The organism is Lunatimonas salinarum (assembly GCF_017811155.1).
Classification (GTDB): Bacteria; Bacteroidota; Bacteroidia; order Cytophagales; family Cyclobacteriaceae; genus Lunatimonas; species Lunatimonas salinarum.
The window spans coordinates 1-24,926 of record NZ_JACVCV010000012.1 but is presented as its reverse complement, the minus strand read 5'-3'; the positions used below and the strand labels follow the sequence as shown (position 1 = coordinate 24,926).

General features: G+C 47.2%; 14 protein-coding genes. All 14 read right to left on the bottom strand.

Annotated features, from left to right (window positions below):
* Window positions 1-9: 9 nt before the first annotated feature.
* Entirely contained in the window at window positions 10-471 is a 462-nt protein-coding gene (locus tag IAQ59_RS15005) for a sulfatase-like hydrolase/transferase (RefSeq protein WP_342450712.1), read from the bottom strand.
* Window positions 461-2,203: a hypothetical protein gene (locus IAQ59_RS15000; protein WP_209331651.1), complete on the bottom strand. Its 1,743-nt coding sequence runs from the start codon at window positions 2,201-2,203 to the stop codon at window positions 461-463. Before IAQ59_RS15000 ends, IAQ59_RS15005 begins: the two co-directional genes overlap by 11 nt.
* Window positions 2,204-2,285: 82 nt before the next feature.
* Window positions 2,286-3,770 carry a SusD/RagB family nutrient-binding outer membrane lipoprotein gene (locus tag IAQ59_RS14995; RefSeq protein ID WP_209331650.1) on the bottom strand — a complete coding sequence of 495 codons (1,485 nt, stop codon included), beginning with the start codon at window positions 3,768-3,770 and terminating at the stop codon, window positions 2,286-2,288.
* Between the two features lie 62 nt (window positions 3,771-3,832).
* Entirely contained in the window at window positions 3,833-6,997 is a 3,165-nt protein-coding gene (locus IAQ59_RS14990) for a SusC/RagA family TonB-linked outer membrane protein (protein ID WP_209331649.1), read from the bottom strand.
* An 803-nt stretch (window positions 6,998-7,800) separates the two neighbouring features.
* On the bottom strand, window positions 7,801-9,891 hold the full coding sequence (locus tag IAQ59_RS14985; RefSeq protein ID WP_209331648.1) for a plastocyanin/azurin family copper-binding protein: 2,091 nt from the start codon (window positions 9,889-9,891) through the stop codon (window positions 7,801-7,803).
* Between the two features lie 24 nt (window positions 9,892-9,915).
* A complete protein-coding gene (locus IAQ59_RS14980; protein ID WP_209331647.1) occupies window positions 9,916-11,760 on the bottom strand; it encodes a 3-keto-alpha-glucoside-1,2-lyase-like domain-containing protein in 1,845 nt (614 codons plus the stop codon).
* A 167-nt stretch (window positions 11,761-11,927) separates the two neighbouring features.
* Window positions 11,928-13,484 (bottom strand): sulfatase family protein, encoded by a 1,557-nt coding sequence (locus IAQ59_RS14975; protein WP_245189623.1) that lies wholly within the window; start codon window positions 13,482-13,484, stop codon window positions 11,928-11,930.
* Window positions 13,481-14,911, bottom strand: a complete 1,431-nt coding sequence (locus IAQ59_RS14970; protein ID WP_209331646.1) for a sulfatase family protein — start codon at window positions 14,909-14,911, stop codon at window positions 13,481-13,483. Before IAQ59_RS14970 ends, IAQ59_RS14975 begins: the two co-directional genes overlap by 4 nt.
* A 32-nt stretch (window positions 14,912-14,943) precedes the next feature.
* Window positions 14,944-16,506 carry a sulfatase family protein gene (locus IAQ59_RS14965; RefSeq protein ID WP_209331645.1) on the bottom strand — a complete coding sequence of 521 codons (1,563 nt, stop codon included), beginning with the start codon at window positions 16,504-16,506 and terminating at the stop codon, window positions 14,944-14,946.
* 82 nt (window positions 16,507-16,588) lie between these two features.
* Entirely contained in the window at window positions 16,589-18,058 is a 1,470-nt protein-coding gene (locus IAQ59_RS14960) for a sulfatase family protein (RefSeq protein ID WP_209331644.1), read from the bottom strand.
* A 5-nt stretch (window positions 18,059-18,063) separates the two neighbouring features.
* On the bottom strand, window positions 18,064-20,991 hold the full coding sequence (locus IAQ59_RS14955) for a glycosyl hydrolase (protein ID WP_209331643.1): 2,928 nt from the start codon (window positions 20,989-20,991) through the stop codon (window positions 18,064-18,066).
* A gap of 155 nt (window positions 20,992-21,146) precedes the next feature.
* Window positions 21,147-22,070 (bottom strand): dihydrodipicolinate synthase family protein, encoded by a 924-nt coding sequence (locus tag IAQ59_RS14950; RefSeq protein WP_209331642.1) that lies wholly within the window; start codon window positions 22,068-22,070, stop codon window positions 21,147-21,149.
* A gap of 296 nt (window positions 22,071-22,366) precedes the next feature.
* On the bottom strand, window positions 22,367-23,335 hold the full coding sequence (locus tag IAQ59_RS14945) for a virulence RhuM family protein/type II toxin-antitoxin system death-on-curing family toxin (RefSeq protein WP_209331641.1): 969 nt from the start codon (window positions 23,333-23,335) through the stop codon (window positions 22,367-22,369).
* Between the two features lie 597 nt (window positions 23,336-23,932).
* Complete coding sequence (locus IAQ59_RS14940) at window positions 23,933-24,850, bottom strand: hypothetical protein (protein WP_209331640.1); 918 nt, start codon at window positions 24,848-24,850, stop codon at window positions 23,933-23,935.
* Window positions 24,851-24,926: the final 76 nt, after the last annotated feature.

The following is a 24,926-nucleotide window of genomic DNA, read 5'->3' as shown; positions in this document are numbered from 1 at the left end:
TTCGTACCGTTAAATTAGTCTATAAATCCGACAATCTACCCCAACAAGGACCCTCCTCTCGAATATCCAACCATAAATGACATCAATGTTCCAGCCTTCGAGGGCTACAGTCGGCTGATCATTGCGGATAAATTTCTCCGGCTTCCTAGGTTCCGTCCCAAAGGCATCAACCTTGGTAGCCAACGAGTAACCAAATCCAACTTTATTTACCGACAGCTCTGAATCTAATCGGGATTGGTGCCACTTGCCAAAGAACGCGATTTCGTATCCGCCTTCCTTTAGAAGCTTTGGTAAGGTTACTTCGTCTCGCTGTAACGTGGCACCAAAAAACCCGATATTATCGTAAAATCCACCGCGATAAGGGTTCCCTCCCGTAAAGAGTACTGCCCTAGCTAGAGCGCAAACAGTCGCAGCTGCTTTATACCCAGTAGCATACCTTTCTGTCGCTGGTTTGGAAATTTCAGCGCTCACTGAGAAATCTCTTTTCCTGACGTACGACAATCGGCACATAGCCAAATTCCATGCCTGCGGGCGGAGCCACGATCAGTGCTGGGTCTATTGCCACGAGACTTCCTGTAGACGGCGGTGCCATGTAATCCTGATCGATTCCCCAATACCGATGCAACTGCTCCACGAATGCCTGAAGGCGCTTTTTTTCTGCATCAGACCAACCCAAATGCTGAAAGGAAGGCTGATCCACAAATCGATACCATTTATAAGTAACGACGGACCCATCCTTCAGTAAGGCAGTAAAAGCCTCCGAAGCGGGGCCCGGATTTACCCAGCCTCCGGTACTTGGAGTGGAATAAGGCGCTTGCTTATCTATGATAAAATTTCCTTCTACGATTTCATTTCCGTTGCGCCAGTTCACATATTCGGCTTCGGTTTCAGCGCCAGGAAACTCAATCTTAGCCAATACTTCCGGCACTTCATCCAGCCTAACAGGAACGCGTTTATCTCCCTGTTGCTTAGAATACTGAGGTAAATGCCCTGCTTCCGCATAGGGATTCTCTCTCCAAGTAAGTCCGAAAGCATTCGAATCCGTGGTGATGGTCTCGAATACTCCTTCCAAATTCGTCAGTTCCTTTTGTGCATTTTCCTTTCCGTCCCGCTGATCTAGTTTGATAGGCCTAGGGCTTAGTGTAGGCTTCCAAGCATGCGCTTCATCGAACTGACCTGAATAGGCCTTTCCGGATTTCTTCCACTCCAGGAGGTAATTAAACAAGGCATCTTTGGAGTAATAGGTTACATCCTGAACGAGCACCGAGCGACCACTTTCATCTAACGGAAATTGCAACCTAGGTATTTTAACATACACGTCCCCATTTTCCGCAGTCCACTCATAGGAAGGGACGGTATTGATTTCCATGGCTCCACCACCTCCCATGATGCCCTCACGGGCATCGAGGCCCATGCCTTCAATAATTGGATAGTCTTTGGAAAGGCGGCTCCACATTTCGGGTATATAAAAGGCTACCGGCCCTTTGAAATTCTCTGCATTCAAAAAAAGTGTCCAACTGTGATCACCCGTGGCCGGTGGTCCCGATCTTGCCTCGGTTAACGGAAGCGCCATGTGGGTATAACCTAGGAATTTCCCTTGAAGATCCCCTTCAAAGGTGATACCATCCGGCGGCACAAGTATCCGGGCACTCAACTGTGCGATGCCCAGCTGTTCTTCCGGCAAAGCCTCTGCTCGGTAGAAAAACGGCCACCCGGGAGAGGCGATCTCCGAGTTATAACAATCCGGCACTCCATTCATACTGAATTTAGGTGAACCGTAGTGGTACCTGTTGCCACGCCAATACCCCAATCCGCCCTCTTGCGTTTGAAATACGCTGGCCCACGTAGGCCCCCTCGGGGCCCATGTACGGGCAATGGTGCCTTCCGGGCAGCAAGGAATATCTTTATTGTCCGGATTGTCCGGTGTAATCCAGTTACCCGGCAATCCGATTTGAAACCCGGCCAACGGCCTCTCTACCAAGGGCCATACCGCCGTATAAAAACCGATCCCCGCACCAAAGCCTGCCGGCCGTCGGGGTGTTTGGTATCCAATATAACCGTGTAACCCATTTCCCCCCTTGATCACGTCGGCGTAATCGGCCGAAGCGGAGTTGACCGAAAACTGTTTCCATCCAGCCGAAAACAATCCCGTGACTAAAAGCGCGAATAAAATCAACAGGTACCTTGGGAATTCAAACGTCATAAATTTCAGGTATTTAATAAAGGAATATACGGGCTTTGGGACTAACCCAAAACCCGTAAAAGAGATAAATCACACTAGCTGATTAAAAGACACCCTCCCGGGTATCCCACCAAAGCTGTTTACCGTAGAATATATCAACTTCAACCACCCTATCAATGGGGAAATTTTCGTTAAACGCAATCTCATTGGCAGGATACGCCATTTTGAATGGAGGCCGGTTGTGGCTCATGGCATAGTCATTGGTGACATTCTCCAATCGAGGCACGTCCGTTCTCCTAACTTCTGCCCAGGCTTCTACACTCTGCTTGAACAGCCCAATCCAGTTCTGCAATCGAATTTTTTCCAAGTTTGAGCTGGCTCCGCTGCCCCAAGCCACTTCAGGTTCCTGTAGATAGGCGTTGGTTGCTTCGGTGGAAATACCATTGTCCTGCATGGAAACCCGAATTCCTTGCTCATAGGCTTCTCTTGCGGAGCCACCGGTAATCAACCCCCTTTCGAGTGCTTCTGCACGGATAAACCAGACCTGTGCAGCATGCATGAAAGGCGAAAAGCCCCTGTCATCGTAGCCAAATCGATCGCCAATATGGGAAACGTTTTGGTTGTTATTTAATGGAAAACCGGTCTGTCCTATTCCCATTCGGTAACCATTGAAAAACCCGTTTTGATTGGGATCAGCATAGACAGGAAGCCGAGGGTCGCTCAGATCAGACATAGGCTGGATCAAGTCGTGATTGGTTCGGTATTGATCCTGCTTATTGGTAGGCACGCCCAATCGCGCCCTCCAAGGCTCCAAGTTGTTGGTTGCAATGCCTGGCCATCTCAAATAGGCATTGTCGGCATTTGTTTCAAATATGGGAAAGGATGAGGGATTGCCAAATATTTGACCTAAGACTTGGGCCGCCTCTGCGGGTTCTACCAAAGACATACGCATGGCAACGCGCAACCGAATGGAATTGGCAAATTTTCTCCATTTCATAATGTCGCCCGCATACAGGAAGTCGCCTACACCGATTGCAGGACCGGATTCACTCAATTGCGCCTGGGCTTCCTCCAGTTCGGCAAGAATTTGCGTGTACAATTCCTTATGGGTATCGAAGCGTGGGTTGAGAATGTCTTCGTCCTGTAACCTAAACGCCTCTGTGTAGGGGATATCTCCCCACATATCCGATACCTGATGGGCAGTGAATGCCTGCATGATAAGGGCGACGGCGGCTAAGTTGGTATTTCCTTCCCGAAAAGCCGTGCGACGGGCATCGGCAAAATATGCCATGGCCCTGTACAGGTTATCCCACTGCCCGTTGTTGATGTCTACCCGAAACTCATAGTCGCCTGCGCCAATAGCGGCCAACTGTCCTGACCAAGTGCCCGTATAGTAGATACCGATCCGCTCCCCAAACAATTGACCCGCCATGACGGTCATCCCCGAACCGAAAATGGTGGTAGCCGGTACGGCGGAGGGCTGATTAGGATTGATATTCATTTCTGTCCAACTATCCATACAGGATGTTGATATCCATAAGGAGCAAAAGAGGATCGCTCGAATGATATTGTTTGTATGACTTTTCATAATTTTTGCATTTTTTAAAAGGCTCGTTTTCTAATTTATTGATATCCCGAAGGATTCGAAGATCAGAAATTTAGCCTGATGTTAAACCCGTATGATCTCGTGGTAGGCGCCATGAAGTTCTCAAATCCGGTACCACGTTCACCTCCACCCATCTGGGCAGCAGCTTCTGGATCCAGTCCCAATTCCTTTGCCTTTGCACTGCGGTGTAGGATGGCTAGGTTTCTACCAAACACGGAGAAATTAATATTTTGGAATTTCCAAGCTTTTAGCGTGTAGCCAAAAGTCAACTCGCGTAATTTCAAAAAGGAACCATCAATGATGGAGTACTCGTGGTTATTCCATACCCAAGCACCATTGTAATAGTCTTGCGCCGAAATTCGTACGTCGTTTGGCGTACCGTCTCCTTTAACGCCTTCTACCACGATACCTTCAGCACGCACGTTATTTTGAACCGTGTTTACGAATGCGCCGGTCGGATACGAGTGCCAGTAGGTACCGCTAAAAAAGTCTCCCCCCACACGAGCGTCCAGCAATGCGCCAAAGACGAAGTTTTTGTAGGTGAAGGAATTATTCAATCCACCGATCCAATTTGGTGTCACGTTCCCTAAGATCTTTTGTTGATTGGTAGTGGCAGGAGTTCCATTCGGCGCAATGACGATGTTACCCGCATTGTCCCTTACATAGGGTAGACCGCTGATATCTCCCCAAGGCTGACCGGGTGTTCCCACCAATCGGGCCCCACCAAAACCTGGGCCGATGGTTATGTTCTCTAACCCTTCGTATAACTCAGCCACCAAACTACGATTTCGGGCCCAGTTTACCGTAGCATTCCAACTGAAATCACCTTTTTGCATCACAAGGCCTCTCAGGATCAACTCTATTCCGGTATTCTCGATCTTTGCGGCATTGATCAGTTGGGATGCAAATCCAGTAGAACGTGCTGTGGGAACATTTAAGATCATATCCTCTGTCACCTGCCGGTAGTATGTCGCATCTACCGAAAGTCTATCGCTGAAAAACCTAAAGTCTGTTCCGATTTCAAAGGAAGTGGTCATCTCTGGTCGGAGGTTTGCCGGAGGACGCACGGCCGGAGAGTTGAACAACGCCACATTGTTGAACAGTGAGGTGCTGTAGGTACCCATTAGCTGGTAAGGTTCCGTATCGGCACCTACCTGCGCCAAACTGGTTCGGAATTGCATGTAATTGAAATTCTTGGAACCAATGTCAAAAGCATCTGTCAAACTGATAGAGAGGTTGGCAGAGGGGTAAAAATACGAGCGATTTGCCGCGGGTAACGTAGAACTCCAATCATTTCGCGCCGTCACACCTACGAACAGATACCCATCGTATCCCAAGGTAGCCGAGGAATAGATACTGTAGTTTTCTTTGCGGTAATCGGTCATTCCCACTCCGGGAGTACCCCTCACGTTTGCAATGTTAAATAAGTCTGGAACAATCAAATCCGGTGCGCTCAGAAACATGCTGTTAAACTTATTTAACCTGAAGTTACCACCGACCAGACCGATCAAATTGAGTTTGCTGGTTAAGTCCTTGTTAACATCCAGACGAATATCCGTGTTGAACTCCTGCCTGTTTTCATCCCACTGGGAAAACTGTCCTCCCCTTCGGTTATTGATGTTTGCTCGGGTTCGGGAAAGGGTGATCAATTTTCTTTCTTCGTTATAATAGTCCAGACCCACGATGGTATTGGCGATCAACCAGTCGTTTATTTCATAGGCTGCTGTAATATTTCCGAAAAATCGCTCCCTATTTAGTGAATTGGTTTGATCCAAATCATAGAAGAAGTTGTTCACATTCCGATTATAGCCGCTACCCTCTTCGTTCACGTGCTCTTCATAAACCTTCCTAACCTCATCCAAAGGGATATGACGAAACGCTCCCCAAGCCAGACGGGTCATGGAACCATAAGAAACCTCCGGAATATTATCACTCTTTCGATTGACATAGTTAAAGGTAGATCCTACTGTCAGCCTTTCATGCGGATTCAAGTTGAAATTTGCATTGAAGGTATTGACAGTCTGATCGGTATTCAAAAATATACCCTGCATACTTCTGTTTGAATACGCCACTCGACCATTGGCTTCCTTGCCACTTGCGGTAACGGCCACCTGCGTAACCTGATTGGTTCCGGTCTGGAAGTAGTTGTTTTGGATATTATTGGGATTGGAGACCCAAGGGGTATTTGGACCTTTGATCCACTGATCCAAAAGAAGCCCTGTATCATATCTTGGACCCCATGAAGTAGCGTTTTCATTTACTCCTCCACCTATCCCATTGACATAGTTATAACTGAATTGCTTGGCATATTCGTTGTAGGATAGATTGGATCCGGGGTTATTCTGTAGGTATCTTTCGTAATCGTATTCTCCACCGCGTTGTCCGATACCGTATTCATTTTGAAAGTTCATGAAAAACGCCGGCTGATCAAACACCGTGGAAGTACTCAGCTCTACACCCAACCCCTGTCGGCCTTTGGTTCCCTTTTTGGTTTCAATCAAGATCACCCCATTTGCTGCCCTGTTTCCATACAATGCCGCCGCATTGGCGCCCTTAAGTACGGTAAGGGAAGCGATGTTTTCCGGATCGATATCGGCGATTGCATTGCCAAAATCCCGTCCGCCTGCACCGTCCAGGTTACTGCTGGTGTTATCCATTGGCACGCCATCCACGACGAATAAAGGCTGATTACCAGCAAAGGAGGCATTTCCCCTGATTACTATCCGGGTAGAAGCACCAATTTGAGAACCACTTTGGCTGACCTGCACACCGGCAAGCTTTCCGCTAAGCGCATTCAGGAAATTGTTGTCCTGCGTGGCCAAAAGGTCGTCGGCGTCCAAAGCCTGCACGGTGTATCCAAGTTCCTTTCGCTCCCGCTGCACTCCCAGGGCGGTGACCACTACCTCATCCAGGCTCTTAGAATCCTCTTGGAGGGTGATCGTGAAAACCGATTGGGATCCGATCTCAACGGTTTGCGTCTCAAACCCAATAAAGGAAAAAGAGAGCCGGTCTGCACCTGCCGGAACGTTCAGGTCAAATTGACCATCTATGTTGGTCACGGTTCCTACGGTAGACCCTACGGCCAATACCGTAACTCCTGGAAGCTGGGTGCCAGCAGGATCTTGTACGGATCCGCTAACCCGCCGCTGTGCGAATGCCTCCGGCGCGAGTCCGGACAGTAGCAGCATAAAAACCAAATTGGTAATCATACCGCATCGTTTTAAATGGGTAAATGTTGCGTTCATGTGTTTGTGATGTTTTGGTGGCGACCCGTTTTGGGGAACATAGCGCAGTAACGCTGCCGATTGAGAGGTCTGATTTACTAAGCTCCCCTTAGGCGGTCCGGTAAATAATTTGGTTAGGTTTGTATTAGATACTAAAATTACATGGACTAAATTGGGAAACACTCCATCATCTTAGCGAAAAAATATGTTATCTTAACTTTCTGCATATTTTTCAAAAAATACAAGATGGTCTCAAAATTATTGAGTACAAAAAGAATAAATTTCAGTCTTTTATACTGCAAAATCTCCTTCTTATTTTTGATCTGGATTGAATCATTCGATTCGAACTGTCCAAGAATGTCGGTTGAATAATTTAACCAACAACACTATTTTTGGGCAAAGCCGATGATAGTTCCCTTTGCATCCAGCCACTATAGCCTAATCTATACAGGATTTCCGACCGCATTTTTGCATTGCCCTACCTTTGGGATACTCAGTTGGATTCGACACCGAAAGCTTAACCTTTCCCATCTGAGCGCGGGTATTCTAGTTGACTGCTTTGAACCCGAATAATCCCCTTCCAATAGACAATACCCTTTTACCCAAGCAGTCCAAGTTACAATGGCAATGCATTTTTCGGTCCTGGCCTCGTTGAGTTTGAGACCTTTCATCTAAATTGAGTAAGCCTTGATCTATCTATGAAGACTTCGATCAGGCTGCCCAAAAATTGGGGATCACCGGGCAAGCCTGATCGAGGTCTTTATTTTTAGGAAAGTTGAAAAAAAACGCTATCGGACGACTTTCATAATTCCCTGCATCACATAAGCATGTCCTGGAAAGGTACATACGTACATATAGTCCCCGGGAACCGTCGGAGCCTCAAAGTAAATGGTCTCGGTACTTTCGGGTGACAAAATATTCGTGTGAAACAACACCTCATCAGAGTTGGGGATATAGTTTTTCTGCGAACCTTCCAAACCCATTTTCAATGCAGCCTCTCCCACCGGCACTGCCATCCCCGGCTTTACAATCACCAGATTATGTAACATGTCGTCATCGTTGTTAAAGGTGAGCTTGACCTTGCTGCCAGCCTTAATCTCGAGATTCTCCACGTCGTATTTTAATCCCGGTTTCGTACCTATGATCAACGTTTGATCGGGGCCATCCGACCAAGTAGAGGGCATCGATGTAACACGTTTGGCAGAATTGCCACCGGATGGTGGCGCTGCATTTGGCGGCATCTTGCTCGTCGCTGCGGCTTGATGTTGCTGGTGCGATGAATGATCCAGCGGTGGTGCAGCCTTCACCAAGCTCGAGAGGTTGATTTTTTCTCCCGCTGGAATCTGATTAAGCGTATAGTATCCCACTGCATGGAGCAACCCCGTTCCCTTATCCGATTGGATCCCCTCGGCGCTGATTTCATGGATATAGCCCTGCTTCAGACCATCTACCACCAGTCGGACCCTTAAGCGGTCTTCGGACACAATCGCACCTTTTATGGCCAACTCTTCCAACTCAATCACCGGACTACCGTAATTATGATGGTACTTGTAAGTAAAAGAAGAAGCTTTATAAGATGCCAAGTCTTCTGCTTTCGATTTGTCTATGGGCATGGTAAACTCCAATTCAAAGCCATCGGGCTGTGCCTTTACTGTCTTGATCTCAAAAGGTGTCCTTCCGGTCCACATGAGTCGTTGCAACCCAAAAGGCGCCTTACCGGTTGAACCCCAGCCCCTACTGGTCATACCGACAAACATGGAACCATCGTTCCCCCATACCATACGCAGAATACCGGAAGAAAAACCCTCCCTAAATGGAAAAGCAACCCCCTGATACACGCCATTTACCTTTTCCAAGGCTACCCGAAATATTTTGCTGTGCCCCTGATCACCTACAAAGAGTTGGCCGGTAAAGGGACCAAAGTTGCCACCGGATTTATCCACCAAGATATCTGAGGTCGAAATGCCCATCAGCCCATGGGGCAGCCATACTGAAGGGGTTTTAAATCCGGGGATATCGGCTGCGACCTTATGCATGGGATCACCTGTGTCTGGAATATCATTCATGGTCAATTTAACGGGGGACCCCTCCAAATGACTCCATCGCAACCCCTCGGGATTGCCCACAAAATCGCCTACTTCCACGTGGGTGATCCGTCCGGATCCTACCCAATCTCCCTGGTTTTCACCATAAAACACATCGCCCTCTGCATTGTACCCAAATCCCGCCGGCGATCGCATGCCGGTTGCTATGGGGACCATCTTTCCATCTGGAGAGACCTTCATCATCCATCCCCTCCACTTAGACTGGCTCGCCCCGTGCCCAATCCAGCCAAGATTTAAGGTGACCAGCATATCTCCCTCCGGCGTAAAAAGCGGCCCATAGGAATACTCGTGGTAATTGCCTGCAAGTGGCCAAGAAACGATCGTTTCATAGGCATCTGCCTTTCCATCTACATTTAAATCGGTCAGCTTGGTAATCTCGGATCGCTGGGTGGCATAAAAACTACCTTGGCGGTAAGCAAGTCCCAGTGGCTCGTGCAGTCCATAGGCAAAGCGTGTAAATTTGGGAATGCGCGTACCCTCCATGTACGGGTTTTCAATTACCCAGATCTCCCCTCTGCGGGTTGAAACACCCAACCGGCCATCGGAAGTAAACGCCATCCCTCCGACTTCCAGCTCAATCCCATCTGGAATGGGTACATCCACAATCGTGTAATAATCCTGCTCTTTGGCTGAACTCGCAGGGTCTCCGGCTGCTCCCTGTGCCAATGCGTTACTGACATTCAGGAGATATACCGCTAGCAGTACCAACGGCAAAAATATATTTCGGTCAAAACCAGCTCTAAAAAGCCACAATCGCAAACCTGTAAATCGCATCGTCATGGTATTTGAATATTTTAATCAATAAATTAAGCTATACTGAATGGTTTGGCTCTCCGTGGAAGTAGACAACGGGACCATTAGTTCCTGTCCGGCCGCTGTCTCCCGGATAGTCATACCCGGCATTTCAGGATTGGAAAGCTTTAAGTAATAACGTCCGTTATCTACCCGATAAAGTCCTTCTCCAACCGCTTCGATGCTGCCTCCTGCAAGAATTCTTGCCCAAAAATCAGGGCTCTGCCCCAAGTTTTTATAGGTCAGGATACGGGTTAGGAGTTTACCCCCCATCTCTGGCTCAAAACGATCCTCCACGGCGACCTCGTCAAACACATATTTAAAATTAGGACGTCGGTCACGGTTAAGTACATATCCCTGTATACGAAGGAGATCCGAGCTGAGTGAGTCAGGCCAGACGCTCTGCGGGCTCTCAAGCTTGGCAATGGTAGGGCCTCCCGCTAACTCTACCAACGCACCGGTCGGCACCATCAACTGAGATTCCCCTCGCTGCCTCCACATAGGTGAGGTGTCTAAAAACTCCCCGCGCCAGACGCTCAATGGGGCACCGAGCTGGAGGTCATAGGCAAAGTGGGCACCACTGGGATCCCCTACACCCACGGTATGGGTACGCTTGCGGTCATGATGGTTTAGAAACCCTCGCAATACCACCGGTTCTTCTTTGGCATCTACATAAAAAGGCTTCTGAATTACATGCTGAGCGTAGGAATTTGGACTGTGTAATGGACTGCTCTTTATGCCTGGACCTTCCACAAAAAGGCCCAACTGTGGCCTTCTACCGGGATAATTGTTTTTGTAAAAAATCAACTTGATCGGAACAGCCCCTTTTTCCAAGTGCACAGTCGCACTCCGGGGAGCTTCGGTCGGAAACTGAACGGCATCTTCAATCAGTACCTTTCCATCCAAATAAAGACTGGTATTTCCGAATGCACTGAGCGAGAAGGTGTAATTACCGGCCTCCAAAATCTGTAGGCTTCCGTTATATTCATAGGCGAAGTCCCAGATCCCGTGGCCTAAATCCCAGTTTATTTTAGCCAACTCGCCGGTTTCGGTCGGGCCACTATCCTGAAACTCTCCCAGAGACTGAAATTTCCCTTTGAAATAACGGTAGGTCAGGCCGGTAATTTCGGGGGCAGGATTACCGTATAACTTATACTTCAGATTTCTGACCGCGACCGGCCCATGATCTCCCTGAATCATGATGGGACCCAGGGGCTTTTCGTCCTCAAACATGGCCGAAGTAGTTGGTCCGGTTACTTCCACATTTTCGTGGATCAGCACCCCATTTTGGAACACTTGAACAAATTTCGCATTTTTCACCTTTTCGCCATGGGCGTTAAAGCGTGGTGCTTCAAAGACAATCCTAAAATGCTGCCATAGACCGGGAGCCTTGCTCACATTCGTCCGGGGGGCTTTTCCCTCGTAGGTACGTCGGGTTTCGGTATTAAACCGCTGGTAAATACCTCCCGCATCGCCGGAATTGACCACCTCCTTGGCCCAACTATCCAAAATCTGTATCTCGTACCTACCTTGAAGGTAAACACCGGAATTCGAACCCTTTGGCACCATAAACTCAAATTCCAACTCAATATCGCCATGCTCAAAATCAGAGACGAGATGGGGACCATTTTTCGGCTTAGGAGGATTTACCAAAATACCCAAGCCCTTCTCTGTGGAAATAAAGTCCGCCTGATCCCAATGACCCTGTACGTTCCCTACCTGCTTCCAGGTTTTGGGAATAGGCCCAAAATCCTTCCAGTCTTCGACAACTGTGACTTGCTGCGCATGCATGCTGCCCGAAAAAATCAGCATAAGCACTAAAAGAAAACTACTGCAATTCCGTGAATACATAGGATAACATTTTAATTTTATTCAGTTCAACCATTTTAAATTAGTAACCATTAGATGAGCATCCGATCCCAAATACCCAAACCACATTCGCTGGGTAACGGAGCGCACGCCTCATTTTCGAGGACCATCGAAGCAACCACTCCCAACAAGTGACAGAACAGCTGACGTTACTCCCTTTGGACAAGATACCCCTTTGCTTTCTCTGCCGAGATCAACGAATCCAGTGAAGCTACCAATTGCGGATGCTCACTGAATAAATTCTTGCGTTGCCCGGGATCCTGCGCAAGGTTGAACAGCAGCCCTGGGGTTTGAAAGTTTTCATATCCTCTCAGTTGGGCAAAGCTCTCCGGCATGGCCGAATGCTGACCCGTACTATCATTGATATACAGCCAATCGCCCTTCCGGACCGCCCACCTGCTTTCCATGGTATTATGGATCAAATGGGCTCTTTCAGGGACGCCTTCCTCGCTACCCAAGGGTGAGAAGATTGGTTGGCTGTCGGGTGCGACACCTTCAGGCAGGGAAACACCCAGTAAATGACACAGTGTAGACATGAGGTCTATCTGAGATACCAACCTGTCCGATACCAATCCCGCTTTGACATGGCCCGGCCATTTTACCAATAGCGGTACACGGTGCCCTCCCTCCCAAACATCTCGCTTCAACCCTCGAAAAGGCCCCATACTGTAATGGCCATAGTTCTCCCCCCTTGCAAAGGCATACCGTTCCGGCCCGTTGTCTGAGGTAAATACCACGATGGTATTTTCCTCAAACCCCTTATCTTTCAGCGCCTGTAACACCTGACCCACCACCCAATCGGTTTGGTACACAAAATCGCCGTAGGCCCCGGCGCCAGACTTACCGTCAAATTCGTCATTCGGAATTATAGGCGCATGCGGGGAAGGCAGGGCAAAATAAAGGAAGAAGGGTTTTTCGTCATGTTGATCCCTGATCCATTGGACAGTCCTCTCCGTAAGTGTGGGCAATACCTCGTAGGGGTTCCAACCCTTGACCTTGGGCCCAGGCCGGAACTCCCATTGTCCCTCCTTTGTGTCAAATCCTATATCATGGATATCCATAACCTCCGTAGGCGCTTCTAAAAATCGGTCATTTTCCATCCAAGCATAGGGAGGAAAGTTGATGGTCCCATCCCCAAAATAATAGCCAAAGCCACGGTCTAGGGGTCCCCCTGATACCGGTATAGTCCAGTCCAAATCATCGGGGCCATATACGGCTACTTCTCTTCCAAATTGCACGGTTTGACCGGAAGGAGGGTTTTTAAACGCCCAGTCCCACCCCAAATGCCATTTTCCGATGCAGGCTGTCGAATACCCATTTTCCGAAAGAATATGGGCCAGTGTCACATCGGTATCGTGAAAGAACGGTTTTCCAAATGAATTTACTATTCCGTGCTGCCTCCTCCAGTGATACGTACCAGTAAGCAATGCATACCTGCTTGGGGAACAAATCCCCGAGGAACTATGCGCATCGGTAAAACGCACTCCCTCCGCTGCCAATTGGTCCAGATAAGGGGTAGGGATTTTCGACTCCGGATTTTGAATATGGAGATCACCATAGCCCATGTCGTCGGCATAAATTACCACGACATTTGGCCTCCTAGGTTGGGGATTCTGTTCGCATGAAAAAGCGAATAAGCCTGCAAATAGTGCGAAATACGTGAAATAGGGCTTCAGATAGCCCTTGTTTGCTGCTTTCATCATCATGGTTGGGGGATCCTTCGGTCCAGAAGCTCACGAACGGTCGAATCACATTTGCTATTGTAATGTGAAATAAGATCGGCATACATTGGGTCAGCCGCTAAATTATGGATTTCATCCGGGTCGGTTTTATGGTGGTACAATTCCAGGTAGTCATAGTCGTCGTAGCGTATAAACTTGTACTCTTCATCACGGTACCCCGATGTCTTGAGCAGCTTGGGATTATTTTCGAGACGATGCTCTGCATAAAACCCCTGTCGCCAATGAGATGGCGTATTTTTATAAAATTCGGTAAGACTCTTTCCCTGGTATTGGCTGGGAATGGCCACTCCTGCAAGGGATAAGATAGTAGGGGGAACATCGACATTCAACACCATTTCCGAGAGGGTTTTACCTCTTCCATCCTTCGGAATCCGGGGATCAAACACAATCAGTGGAACGCGTATCGATTTTTCGTGCAGTAGCCATTTACCGGCATACCCTCTTTCGCCTAGAAAATACCCATTATCTCCCATCAGAATGATCACGGTATTCTCTGCAATACCGGCTTCATCCAGCGAGTTTCTTATTCTTCCCAAAACACTATCCACCGCGCTGATCATTCGATAGTGTCCTTTTACCATATCTTGGTGCTTTTCGGGTGTATCAAAGCGCCAATGCCAACGCTCCCTATTCATCGAAGTCTGTAAAAACTCCGGCAGCGTGTCGAAGAAAGCCGGATCTGCCGTACGATGAACCGGAATAGCCACGTCCCGGTATAGGTGATCGACGTAATCGGGCCAAAAATATTGCTCCTTGGCACCATCATCCGCATGGGGCGACCAGAAAGAAAGGGATAGGCAAAAAGGCTCATCCTTGTTGGATTCGATAAAATCAATCGCCAGATCGCCATTGATATCTGCCAAATGAACTTGCTTTCCGTCAATTTCACGTAGGTAAGGCCAAAATGTCTTTTTGGACTCGTGAAACATGGCTTCTTCCATTCCGGCATTCACCTTCACCCCAAATTTGCCCACAAAGCCGGTGCGATACCCCGCATCTTTCAACAGTTTGGGATAGCTTACTTGCAGGTACCCATCTTGTAGGGGTGGCTTGCCAAACGTAAAATCATGCGTTCGTTCGTACAACCCGGTGAAGAGGGAAGCCCTACTAGCGGCACAAATAGCGGTCGTCACAAAGGCATTTTCGAAATAAAGCCCCTCTCCTGCAAGGCGATCCATATGCGGTGTATGGATTATTTCATTCCCGGCATACCCCAAGGCATCCCATCGTTGATCGTCCGTAAGGATAAAGATGATGTTAGGACGCTTGGGGTCCGGTACAGCAACACCCGCCGCCGCATCTTTGCCGCCGTAAAACACCGCCAATATCATGGATAATACAACCGCTATCTGGGCAAGTGGGTACCCAAAAACCGTGTTAGGAGTCTTCATTAAATCTTTCGTTAGATTAAAAGCAAAAGTATTTACTGCGGAATGTATTGTTGGGTCAATTCGTCGGAATCTCCGTATTGTTGCCGCAAATCCACCAGCTTCTGGTGCAGCATGGCTTGCACCTCCGAATAGGCCGGATCACCGTATATACTCTTCATTTCATCTGGGTCCGTCTGCAAATCATACATCTCCCATTCGTCCACATCGTGGTAGAAATGGATTAACTTATACCGATCGGTGCGCACCCCGTAATGCCGCTTTACATTGTGTGGGCCAGGATACTCGTAATAGTGATAGTAAATGGCATCTCTCCAGGGCACATCCTTACCGGCCGCTACCGCTCTCCATGAGGTGCCTTGCATGTCTTGAGGAATGGCTACCCCTGCGAAGTCCAAAATAGTCGGCGCATGGTCTAGGTTCAAAACCATCTGCTTCACCTCCGTTCCTGCCTTAATCTCCTTTGGATACCTAACCAAAAGCGGTGTACTCAAGGACTGTTCATACATAAACCGCTTATCATACCATCCATGCTCTCCCAGGTAAAACCCCTGATCAGAGGTGTAAACCACCACGGTATTGTCCAGTAGTCCCTGTTCCTCCAAGTAAGCCAGTACCTTCCCTATGCCATCGTCCACCGATTTGACCACCTTGAGGTAATCTCTCAGGTAACGATGGTACATGAACTTGGCCAATGCTTCACCATCCGGCCTTTCTGTAAGAAATGCCTCGTTTGGAGGGCCATAAACAGCATTCCAAGCGGCCATTTCCTCCTCGCTCATACGGCCAAAAGGTGCCGGCAAACGGCTTTTTTCTCCGGTAAATGGGTTCTTCTCAAACTTCATATCCCAACCCCAATACATATCATGGACGATTTCCATTTCCTGCTCGCGCGCAGCAGTGCCCCGTCCCTCGTAATCATCGAAGAAATTAGAGGGAAAGGCAAATTCTACGTCTTCATACAGTGACAGGTACTTCTCTTCCGGCATCCAGTTACGGTGTGGTGCTTTGGTATGATAGTTTATGGCAAAAGGTTTGGTGCGATCCCAATCTGTATCCAACCAATCAATAACAAACTGAGGAATCAATGCTTCACAATGCCCCTCAAATTTCACTTCCTCTACGCCGTTTTTGATAAACTCCGGATTGTAATAATTGCCCTGTCCGGGTAGTGTAAGCGAATAGTTATAGCCCTGAGGCTTGCCGCCCAAGTGGATCTTACCGATTAGCGCAGTTTCGTAGCCATTTGCCTGCAAAAGCTTAGGATAACTTTGCTGGTCCCAGTCAAAGCCTCCCACGTTGTCAATCTTTCCGTTGATATGACTGTATTTTCCGGTTAGTAGTACCGCCCGACTGGGCGCACAGATTGAATTGGTGACAAAACTGTTTCTAAATAACGCCCCTTCCTTGGCCAATCGGTCCATGTTGGGAAAGTAGGTGCTGTCCAATAGTCCGTGACCATACGCATGCAAAGCCTGCTGGGTATGGTCATCCGTCATAATAAACAGAATATTTGGTCGCTGCTGCTCGGGTTCAGACGTTTGACAGGAAACGAGCACCCAACAAAACATCAAGGCACTAAAAACAATATTTCGCATGGATTTTTTGGTCTTTTTTAAGCAAACAAGTTACTAAAGGTTTTATCTATCCCCTACTGATTTGGTGTCAAAATAGGAAAAACTAGGAGGCACCCTCGGTCAATCGGGGTGTTTGGACGGGCACATTGCCCTCGTTATCATAGGGAATACTCCCGTGATTACCGATTTTTAAATTCCAACGATCGATGTACCACTGCGCCGGATTAAACGGATCGTTTATTTTATCAAGCAATTGCCACAACCTGCTATCCAACCTCTCCAGAACAGCCGCATACGTTGGTTCAGATACCAGGTTATTCATTTGCAAAGGGTCCTTGATGTCATCAAACAGCAGCCAAGGCCCCTCCAATGAACGGACATAGGTGTATTGCGCGGTTTTGACGGCTCTGTATTCCCTACCATATTCACTACCAACTCCCCAAGGAGCAGGATGCATATAAAGTACCGCATGATCGTCTATTTCCCGGTTTTCGGTAAGTACTCGAGAGAGGTCGTCTCCTTCGTAGGTGGCCGGTATAGGAATATCCAGCATGCCAAAGATCGTGGGAAAAATATCCGGTGTGGTAATCGGGGTTTCAATGACCCTCCCCACGGTACCAAAACGTGCGGGATAACGGATCAGCATGGGTATCCTCGCAGACTCTGCCAAAGGAACCTGCTTGGCCTTGGGCCGTACACCATGGGATCCGAGCATCTCTCCATGATCCGAAGTAAACACGATGAGGGTGTTTTCATGGATACCCAACTCTTCCAGCGTCGCCAGCAACTCTCCGATGCTTTGATCCAAGGCTTCACAATGCGCATAATAACCTTGGGCTTCCAATTTGACTTCTTCCACCATGGATTCCGGCACATTGGCCGGAAGGATAAGCTGGTCTAAGGGATACCGTTGTTTGAATTCCTCCGGTGCCGTATGATGGGGAAAATGAGGTGTGCCATAAGACATAATCAACGCAAATGGTGCTTCTTTACCGACCCGGTCCTTGATGTATTGCTGGGCGTCCTTGGTCTGTGCAAACACATCATAACCTTCCCAATAAAGCTTTTCGTTGGAATCTCCCGCATAATAATGGGAATGATTGTAGTTGTGGTCGCAATTACCCACTTTCCAATATTCTGAAAACCCCTGACGCCGGGCCTGCGGGATAAAGGCATGCCTGCCATGACCGTCCAAGTGCCACTTTCCGATATACGCTGTGCTGTACCCCCTGTCTGACAAGGCTTGACCCAGCCCATATTCCGACTGCGGAAGGTGGGCATCGTTCAAAAACATGCCCGTAGAGGTTGGATACCTCCCTGTTATCAGGGATGCCCGGTAAGGTGTGCACACAGGAATGACCGATACGGCGTTTCTGAAGTTAAAGCTCTCCCGGGCAAGTTGATCCAAGTGAGGGGTTCTGACGTTTGGATCACCGGAATAGCCCAAGGCCGATGCCCTCCATTGGTCCGCCAGAATGTAAATAATATTTGGCAGCTTCTCCTTTGGTTTAGGGGCACAACCCATTAAAGCCACAAGGGTCAAAAAACAAACGTAAAAGGGCATGAATCGCATGGTTCTTATTTTTGGGTGATAAATAGCAGCTGGCATCCGCCCATTAGGCCAGATTTCAACAAGGGGGTACGTGCAGAAAACCGGCTCTTCGCATTGGTATTTGTAATCGCAGGCAGATTCGGATTTCGGAGATCACCCACAATGCGGTTATTCCAGGTATTCGCCACTTTGACGGTTAGGTGATTCTGACCCTCCTGTAGGAAAGGGGTGATTCGGACTTGGTACGGAGGAAGCCACACAACGCCAGCCTCTTTCCCGTTGATAAATACCTGCGCCATTTCCTCGATGGCTTCAAACTGCAGAAAAACCTCCATACCAGGTTCCAAGGATTTACTACCCAGCGAAAATTCCCGTGAGTAGGTAGCCGTTCCGGAATAATACTTCGCTTCTTCCTCCGACATGTCCGACCAACTGACCAACTTCCCAAGCTTTAGGGGCGCAGAGGCTACCGCATAATCATCAAACGTGATCGACCAGTCCTCTGAAATATCGAGCAGTGCCGTCCCCTTATCATTCAAGTGATCTCCGGAAATCCCAAACTGTAGGTCCCTAACCAAGTCTCGATCGCTATCGGGCATGGTGGCCGCCCGGAATACCACAAAACGGGATGCGATGGGATCCAAATTGAAGTCAAGTTGAATGCCGTTAGGTAACTTGGTAAAAGCCACCTCGCGTTGTATCATACCCGACTCCGCATCCCAAATTTCCGGTATCAAATTAGGCGAAACGCGAAAGGTCAGGCTTACCCGTTCGTGTTGTTCACTGCTATTGGAAATAAAATAGATTTCTTCCTCCTCGGTGCGCCGGTGCACAAAATCGATGTGTCTATCCTGATTGTTTACGCCTTCCACGTGTACATCAGGCCGCACACCGAGCTCATCCAGGACTTCCTGTATGGATCTTCCCCAATAAACCCTCCCCTTTCCGTAGGGATGAGTGAAAACTGTCTTTCCATCGGCGGCACCCCAAATTTTATCTGCCAGCTCCCTGACCTCCTGATCAACCGCGGGATAACCTTTTAATGATGTAGCACGCAGCGGCTTGGGTCCGAGTACCACAGCCCCATTGGCAATCAATTTCTCAAGCTTTTTAAGTACTTCTACCGAAATGTCTTCCCGATCAGGAAGCACCAACAGCCTGTACGCGGCGCCGTGTGGGAGCATAAACCTTCCATCTTGAGTTTCCAACCGGTTTGTGATGACATCTTCGTTGATATAATCGTACTCGAATCCCGGCAATGCACCGGTAACAATGGGCCTTGGCATACCGCAATGCGGGCATTTGGTTTCGTCATAAAAGTACGAAGGAAAAAGTCCCGGCATATCCGGAGTATAGTTTGGATCCATCCGCTTGGGCGGTACCAGGTTGGGCGCATCGTCTCCGTAGTAGAGCAGCACATCCGCCACAAAAGTACCCTGCCTAAGCAGGTAGGACGCCCGTGCAATATAATCCATAAAAGGACGGGAATACTCCCACCAAGTAGCGTTTACATTGATATGCTCACCGGCATGGTACACAAACCCCGGCTTCCCGGCAATTTCCGGATTATGGGAAAACGTGTGGAAGACGACTTGATTTAACCCCTCACAAAACGCCACGTCCACCAACTGCTTAAAGTCGGTAGGGCCGTGCTGCCAGTGATTCCATCCGGTGAGGGATTCGGATGCTACGATCTGCTTCCCATAGATGTGTGCCGCACTGGCAGCTTCCTTAGTGACCCAATGCCGCTGCCGGTTCCAAAATTCCCCCATGGGCATGTGGGAACTTCCCAAGGCTTTTAGAGGCTCAACACGGGGGTGACCGCCATGCCCTGCTTCGGTAATCATTTGGATACCGTGCTTATCGCCTATCTCCACCGCTTGCGCATAGTGATGTTCGATTAGCAGATCACTCACCAGGCGCTTGTAATCCCCCTCAAATCGCTTCTGTACGGTGGAGTCTCTCACAGAAAACCCCTGTAATATCGGCAAAAACGGAAGAGGATCGTAACCATACCGCTTGTCAAACTCCTCGATAAAAGCAGGTGTCCAGTCCACCATTTGCCACACCTCGTAGCTGTCTAAAAAGATAAATTTAAGTTGCTTTTCATCCGTACTGATTTGATCCAATCGGGAAATCAGCTCATTCAAATGCCGGTCGGTGGCCTGTCGGCTCAAATGGTCAATAATCAGACCCGACGAATTAGGGCTCGGAACGACCAACGGCTGCATGGTATTGCAGCTGAAAAAGGATAATATCTTCCATTGTCCGGGCGGCACCGACCACTCCAGTACATTTCCATCGGCAACAAGATCACTCAGGTTGATGACTTCGCTGTGCGCAAAGGATTTGTCTTGGCTGTCGGGAATAGCCAAGACGCTGATCAATTCACAATGCTCGGCCATGCCCCTAGGTGATGCAGGGTTTTTCAAAGGCAGTTGGATGGCCCCCGGACCGTCCGTCAAAACTTCACTGTGCAGCAATTCCTTGCTTCCGTCTTCCAATGGCGTCCAATCACCTCCTGAATTCCAACTGCTTGCCGCACTAATTCCCAAATCCAATCCCAACTCGTGACTGGTATCCAACGCCAAGGACAGGTATTGCAGCGATTCGGAGCCTAAAAAGGGCGGCCCGGCTGGGATCATGCCGTCCGGATTGATCAACGCACCTAGGTCCCACACAATGGCCCCACGCATGCCCTTCTCTTTCATCTGCCTCAGCTCGTGCACCAGCTTTACTGTGTCTACGTATCCGTTCATCCAAGTCCAAAGAGCCATGGGACGATTCTCGACGGGCGGATCCAAAAAATCCTCCTCCGAAAGCACAGAAGTGGGTGCCTTCTCCCTTTCGTGCGAGCTACATGCTATCGTACCAAAAAAAGTAATCGATATCGCAACTGCAAGTAGCTGAACCATCGAAAGATTAGGCAGATGTATCGGTAGTTTTTTCCCCATAGAAACCATTTGAACAGATAAAACCTAATTTAGGTGGGTAAAGGTAACGCTGCAACGCTTGGGATGCTTCCATCATGTTAACGAAAAAGTGTGGTATTTTAGCTTTTGAGCGCCGGGCAACGGATGTGGCTTATAACCTAAATCCAAGCAGAAGTTTACCTGTTTTGTCGGGCCGTCTTTAGTAAATTTTCACAATCTATTACACGTCGTATCAACCGGTCCGCCATTTTTTCATGCTGGGCATCGATGGGGATAGACGATTTTCGAACATGGTCTGATGGATAGGTTCCTTGAAGAAACAGCAGTCGCTTAAAGAAATGAATGGAAGCATCCAAATGCTGATTGGAAAAGGCCAATACCGGCAGAATTTCGTGAAAGAGGGCTTCAGCATCAGCCTTTCTTCCGCCGACCCAGCGTTGGTAGATTTCGGTATAGATCCAGTGCATGCCGGTCGGCATAAAGGCATGTACTCCCCGCTCCAGGCCGTCTATCAGTTGGGTTACCGCCCATCCCCCACTCACATGCAGAAGCCCTTCCGTGAGCAATAACAGGCGTGAGTACTTGTAGCCTGCCATAACTGTCTCGACCTTAAGGCACCTAAATGCCGGTACTGTATCAAACAAGTCACAGATAAGGGCCTCGGGCAATCCAGCACCTACCGGATCCCAATCCTGCAACATGATCATATCCACGTCGATCTCCGCCAACGCATAAAAATCCGTCTTAAATTGTTGCTCATTTTGATAGGGAATCTGGAAAAGCACCTCCCGACATCCAATGTCCAGGTAGCCCTTTAGCAGCGATTTGCATTTGGCCATATCCGATTCGGCGGCACCGGCAATCACCGGAACTTGCTGATTTACCTCCTCCAATACGGTCTGCACCAGGTTAAGGCGCTCCTGATGGGTAAGGGTGTGTACTTCCGCTGCCATGGCGGGCACAAGAAATCCCGCTACACCGGCACGCAACGCTTCCCGCACGTTTTTCTTGAGCGAGTTATAGTCAATGGTGCCTGCCGAAGAAAACGGCGTGTTCAATACCGTCACTATGCCGTGCAGGGGGTATAAGGATTTATTCATTTTTGGTTTCATACCGGCTACTTTTATCGAGCTCTCCATTCAATACGCTTCAATCCGGGCCGTACCACGATCTAACAGTTCGAGGATTCGACTCCTGTTTACTATCTCGCCGAACTGCCCGGCAGCACCTTTTTGTTTGCACACCACAGAAATCACCCCGGCTTTTTAATCCCCATAGGTACCTCCGCTAAGTAACCCGCTACGTCCAGATAGCTATAGGGAGTGGTGTGAGAGGCGCACCTCGCTAACCTAACGGTTGGCGAGGCCGTCTACTCGACTATGGGCTTTTCTTCCTTCTATGATCTGTTTATAAGATTTACGCCTACATTGATCATCATTTCCTTTTCTTCAGGTTTGCTTTCAGCAATTAACAAAGTCAAAGCGACCAATGCGTTTTCACTGATTCTTTTAGTACCATCTGGATAATACAAACTTTTGTTCTTTTCCAAATACCAAATGAACAGCCACGCTGCAATTCTTTTGTTTCCATCTGAAAATGAATGATTTTTAACCACGAAATATAAAAGATGTGCAGCTTTTTCTTCTAAACTTCGGTATAAATCTATGCCATCGAATGTTTGGTCTATGGCTGAAATTGAACCTTTAAAGGATTGGTCTTTTTCATTTCCAAAAAGACTTGACCCACCGAATCTTTTCTTTAATTCATCCACAGCATGTTTTGCTTCTTCGTAGGATATTCTAAAAGTAACTTGGATTGGGGTAACTGGTAAACTTAGTCTTTGATGGTCATAATCATCCAGAATATCTAGGGCAGTGGAAAATTCAGATAAAACTTCAAATATGCCCTTAGTCTGATCGTCTGAAACAAGACTTTGGATTGTTCTATTTACAAGTTTAATTGTTTTTTGGAGCTCCAGTAACCTCTTTTCGTTAAATGTATAGCCTTTTACCAAATGATCTTTAATGATCTTGTTGGCCCAAATTCTAAAAGTTGTACCTTTTTTGGAATTAACTCGATACCCCACAGAAATAATCAGATCCAAACTATAGATCTTTATCTGTCTCTTTACCGCTCTTTCTCCCTCTTGTTGAACTTGTGTAATTTTTGCACAAGTTGCCTCTTCATCCAATTCAGAGGTCTTGTAAATATTTCGGATATGTCTGACTATTGATGTCCTATCAGTGTCAAACAATTCAGAAATCTGATATTGATCCAACCAAAGGGTGTCATTTTCAAGAAGCACTTGAATAGAAGGAGCGTCCTGACCAGACTGATAAATTACTATTTCACCTGTTTGCTTCATGAGCTAAACCTGACCTAATTACATTGCTTTGGGTTTTTGAGATGTTTGATTAAATAAACTTCTTGTTTTCTCGGCAGCTGGAAAATATTGTCAATTATACTTACTTTTCAAGAAATCTGTAATCTTCATTTCGAAGTTAATATAGGGTGGAAAAATTGCACTCAATGCACCTAATAGGCCAGATACAAATATGTTCGGGCAACATGCATCAACCATTAATTCATTATTACGGAGGGTTATTTGGGCGCCAATTATGCCAGATTTTTGAACAATTATACTTTTAAGAGGCTTAGAGCCAAATGTATAAACTCTGTAATTGGGGAATTGACCTTCAAAAGTCAAAACCAATTGATTGATGTCCGGTAACTGTTCTGTTTTAATTATCATATTTTCCTAGTTGTTCCAAAATTTAATTTACGACTTAATCCTAAATTAGTTATGTTCTCGAATTGCATAATTGCCCATAACGGGATTCAGCTTGGAGACGGCGGGCATTTGGAAACGTTCACTTCCAGCCTACTCCGAACTTCTTAGAGATACTAAACTTTATATTTACTCGGAACCGCCCGCTGTCTTCCAAGGTGATGTTATGCTGCGTTATTCTTTAATCCTTATCGTTAAGTAGACTTTTGATTTTACATTTCTGCCATTATGAATTGCAGATTGCCAATTTGAGGTAATTTTTGAGTCCCTTTTGAGGTCCTCCAACAATTCGTTTGACTTCATTTTTTCTCTTATTAACATCCTTTCTGAATTGACTTCACCATTTTCATCAACTATCATTATTAAAGTGATAAAATCTTGGTTTTCAACTTCGGTTTTTGAACGGTCAATTTCATAACGTGTAAGGATTTGCTCTATAGAATCATTTCCCCATTTATATTCGGCAAACTCATCAGGTGAAAGATAAACGTCTGGACTTTCTTTAATTCCTAAACTAATTTCATTTTGGCTAATGACCCATTCCTTTCCATTTAGTTTTTCTCTTTCTGAATAAAACTTAAATTTGCCGTTAAATATTCTGAAGGTCGTAGTATCCTTAAATCCTTCATTTTCTAAAAGCTCTCCTACGGTATATTCTTCTTTAATTTGCAAGGTATAGTGCCCTACTAAATTGTTATTTGTAAAAGGATTTTCACTTATAGAAAGAATAATTTTTTCGACGGAGTATTTGATTTCTGAGCCGTCTTCAATATCATTCCAATCGACATATTCTACTTTTTCAATATCAAGATTTTCATTTATGTGAAAAACAATCTTATGACCTGAAAATCCATCATTATATTTATTCGTGATTATTATGAAATTGTTGATTTTATCTATGGTAAGGGCATTCTTCAGCAATCCCTCCAAATTTTTTTCGATAAAATAATCATGAGGAAAATAAATATTGTCTTCCTCATAAACATAGTGATATGGAGAGACTATAGCTTTTCCATAGAACCCACTTTCTTGATTACATGAAAGAATCAAAACAAAAAACAATACGATAATTACTGTACTAGTTGCTTTCATAATGCTGCATAACGTTTTCGGGGTCGAGTAGGCAAGCGCATTTCAGCCCAAGCCTCTCACAGAACCGTACGTGAAC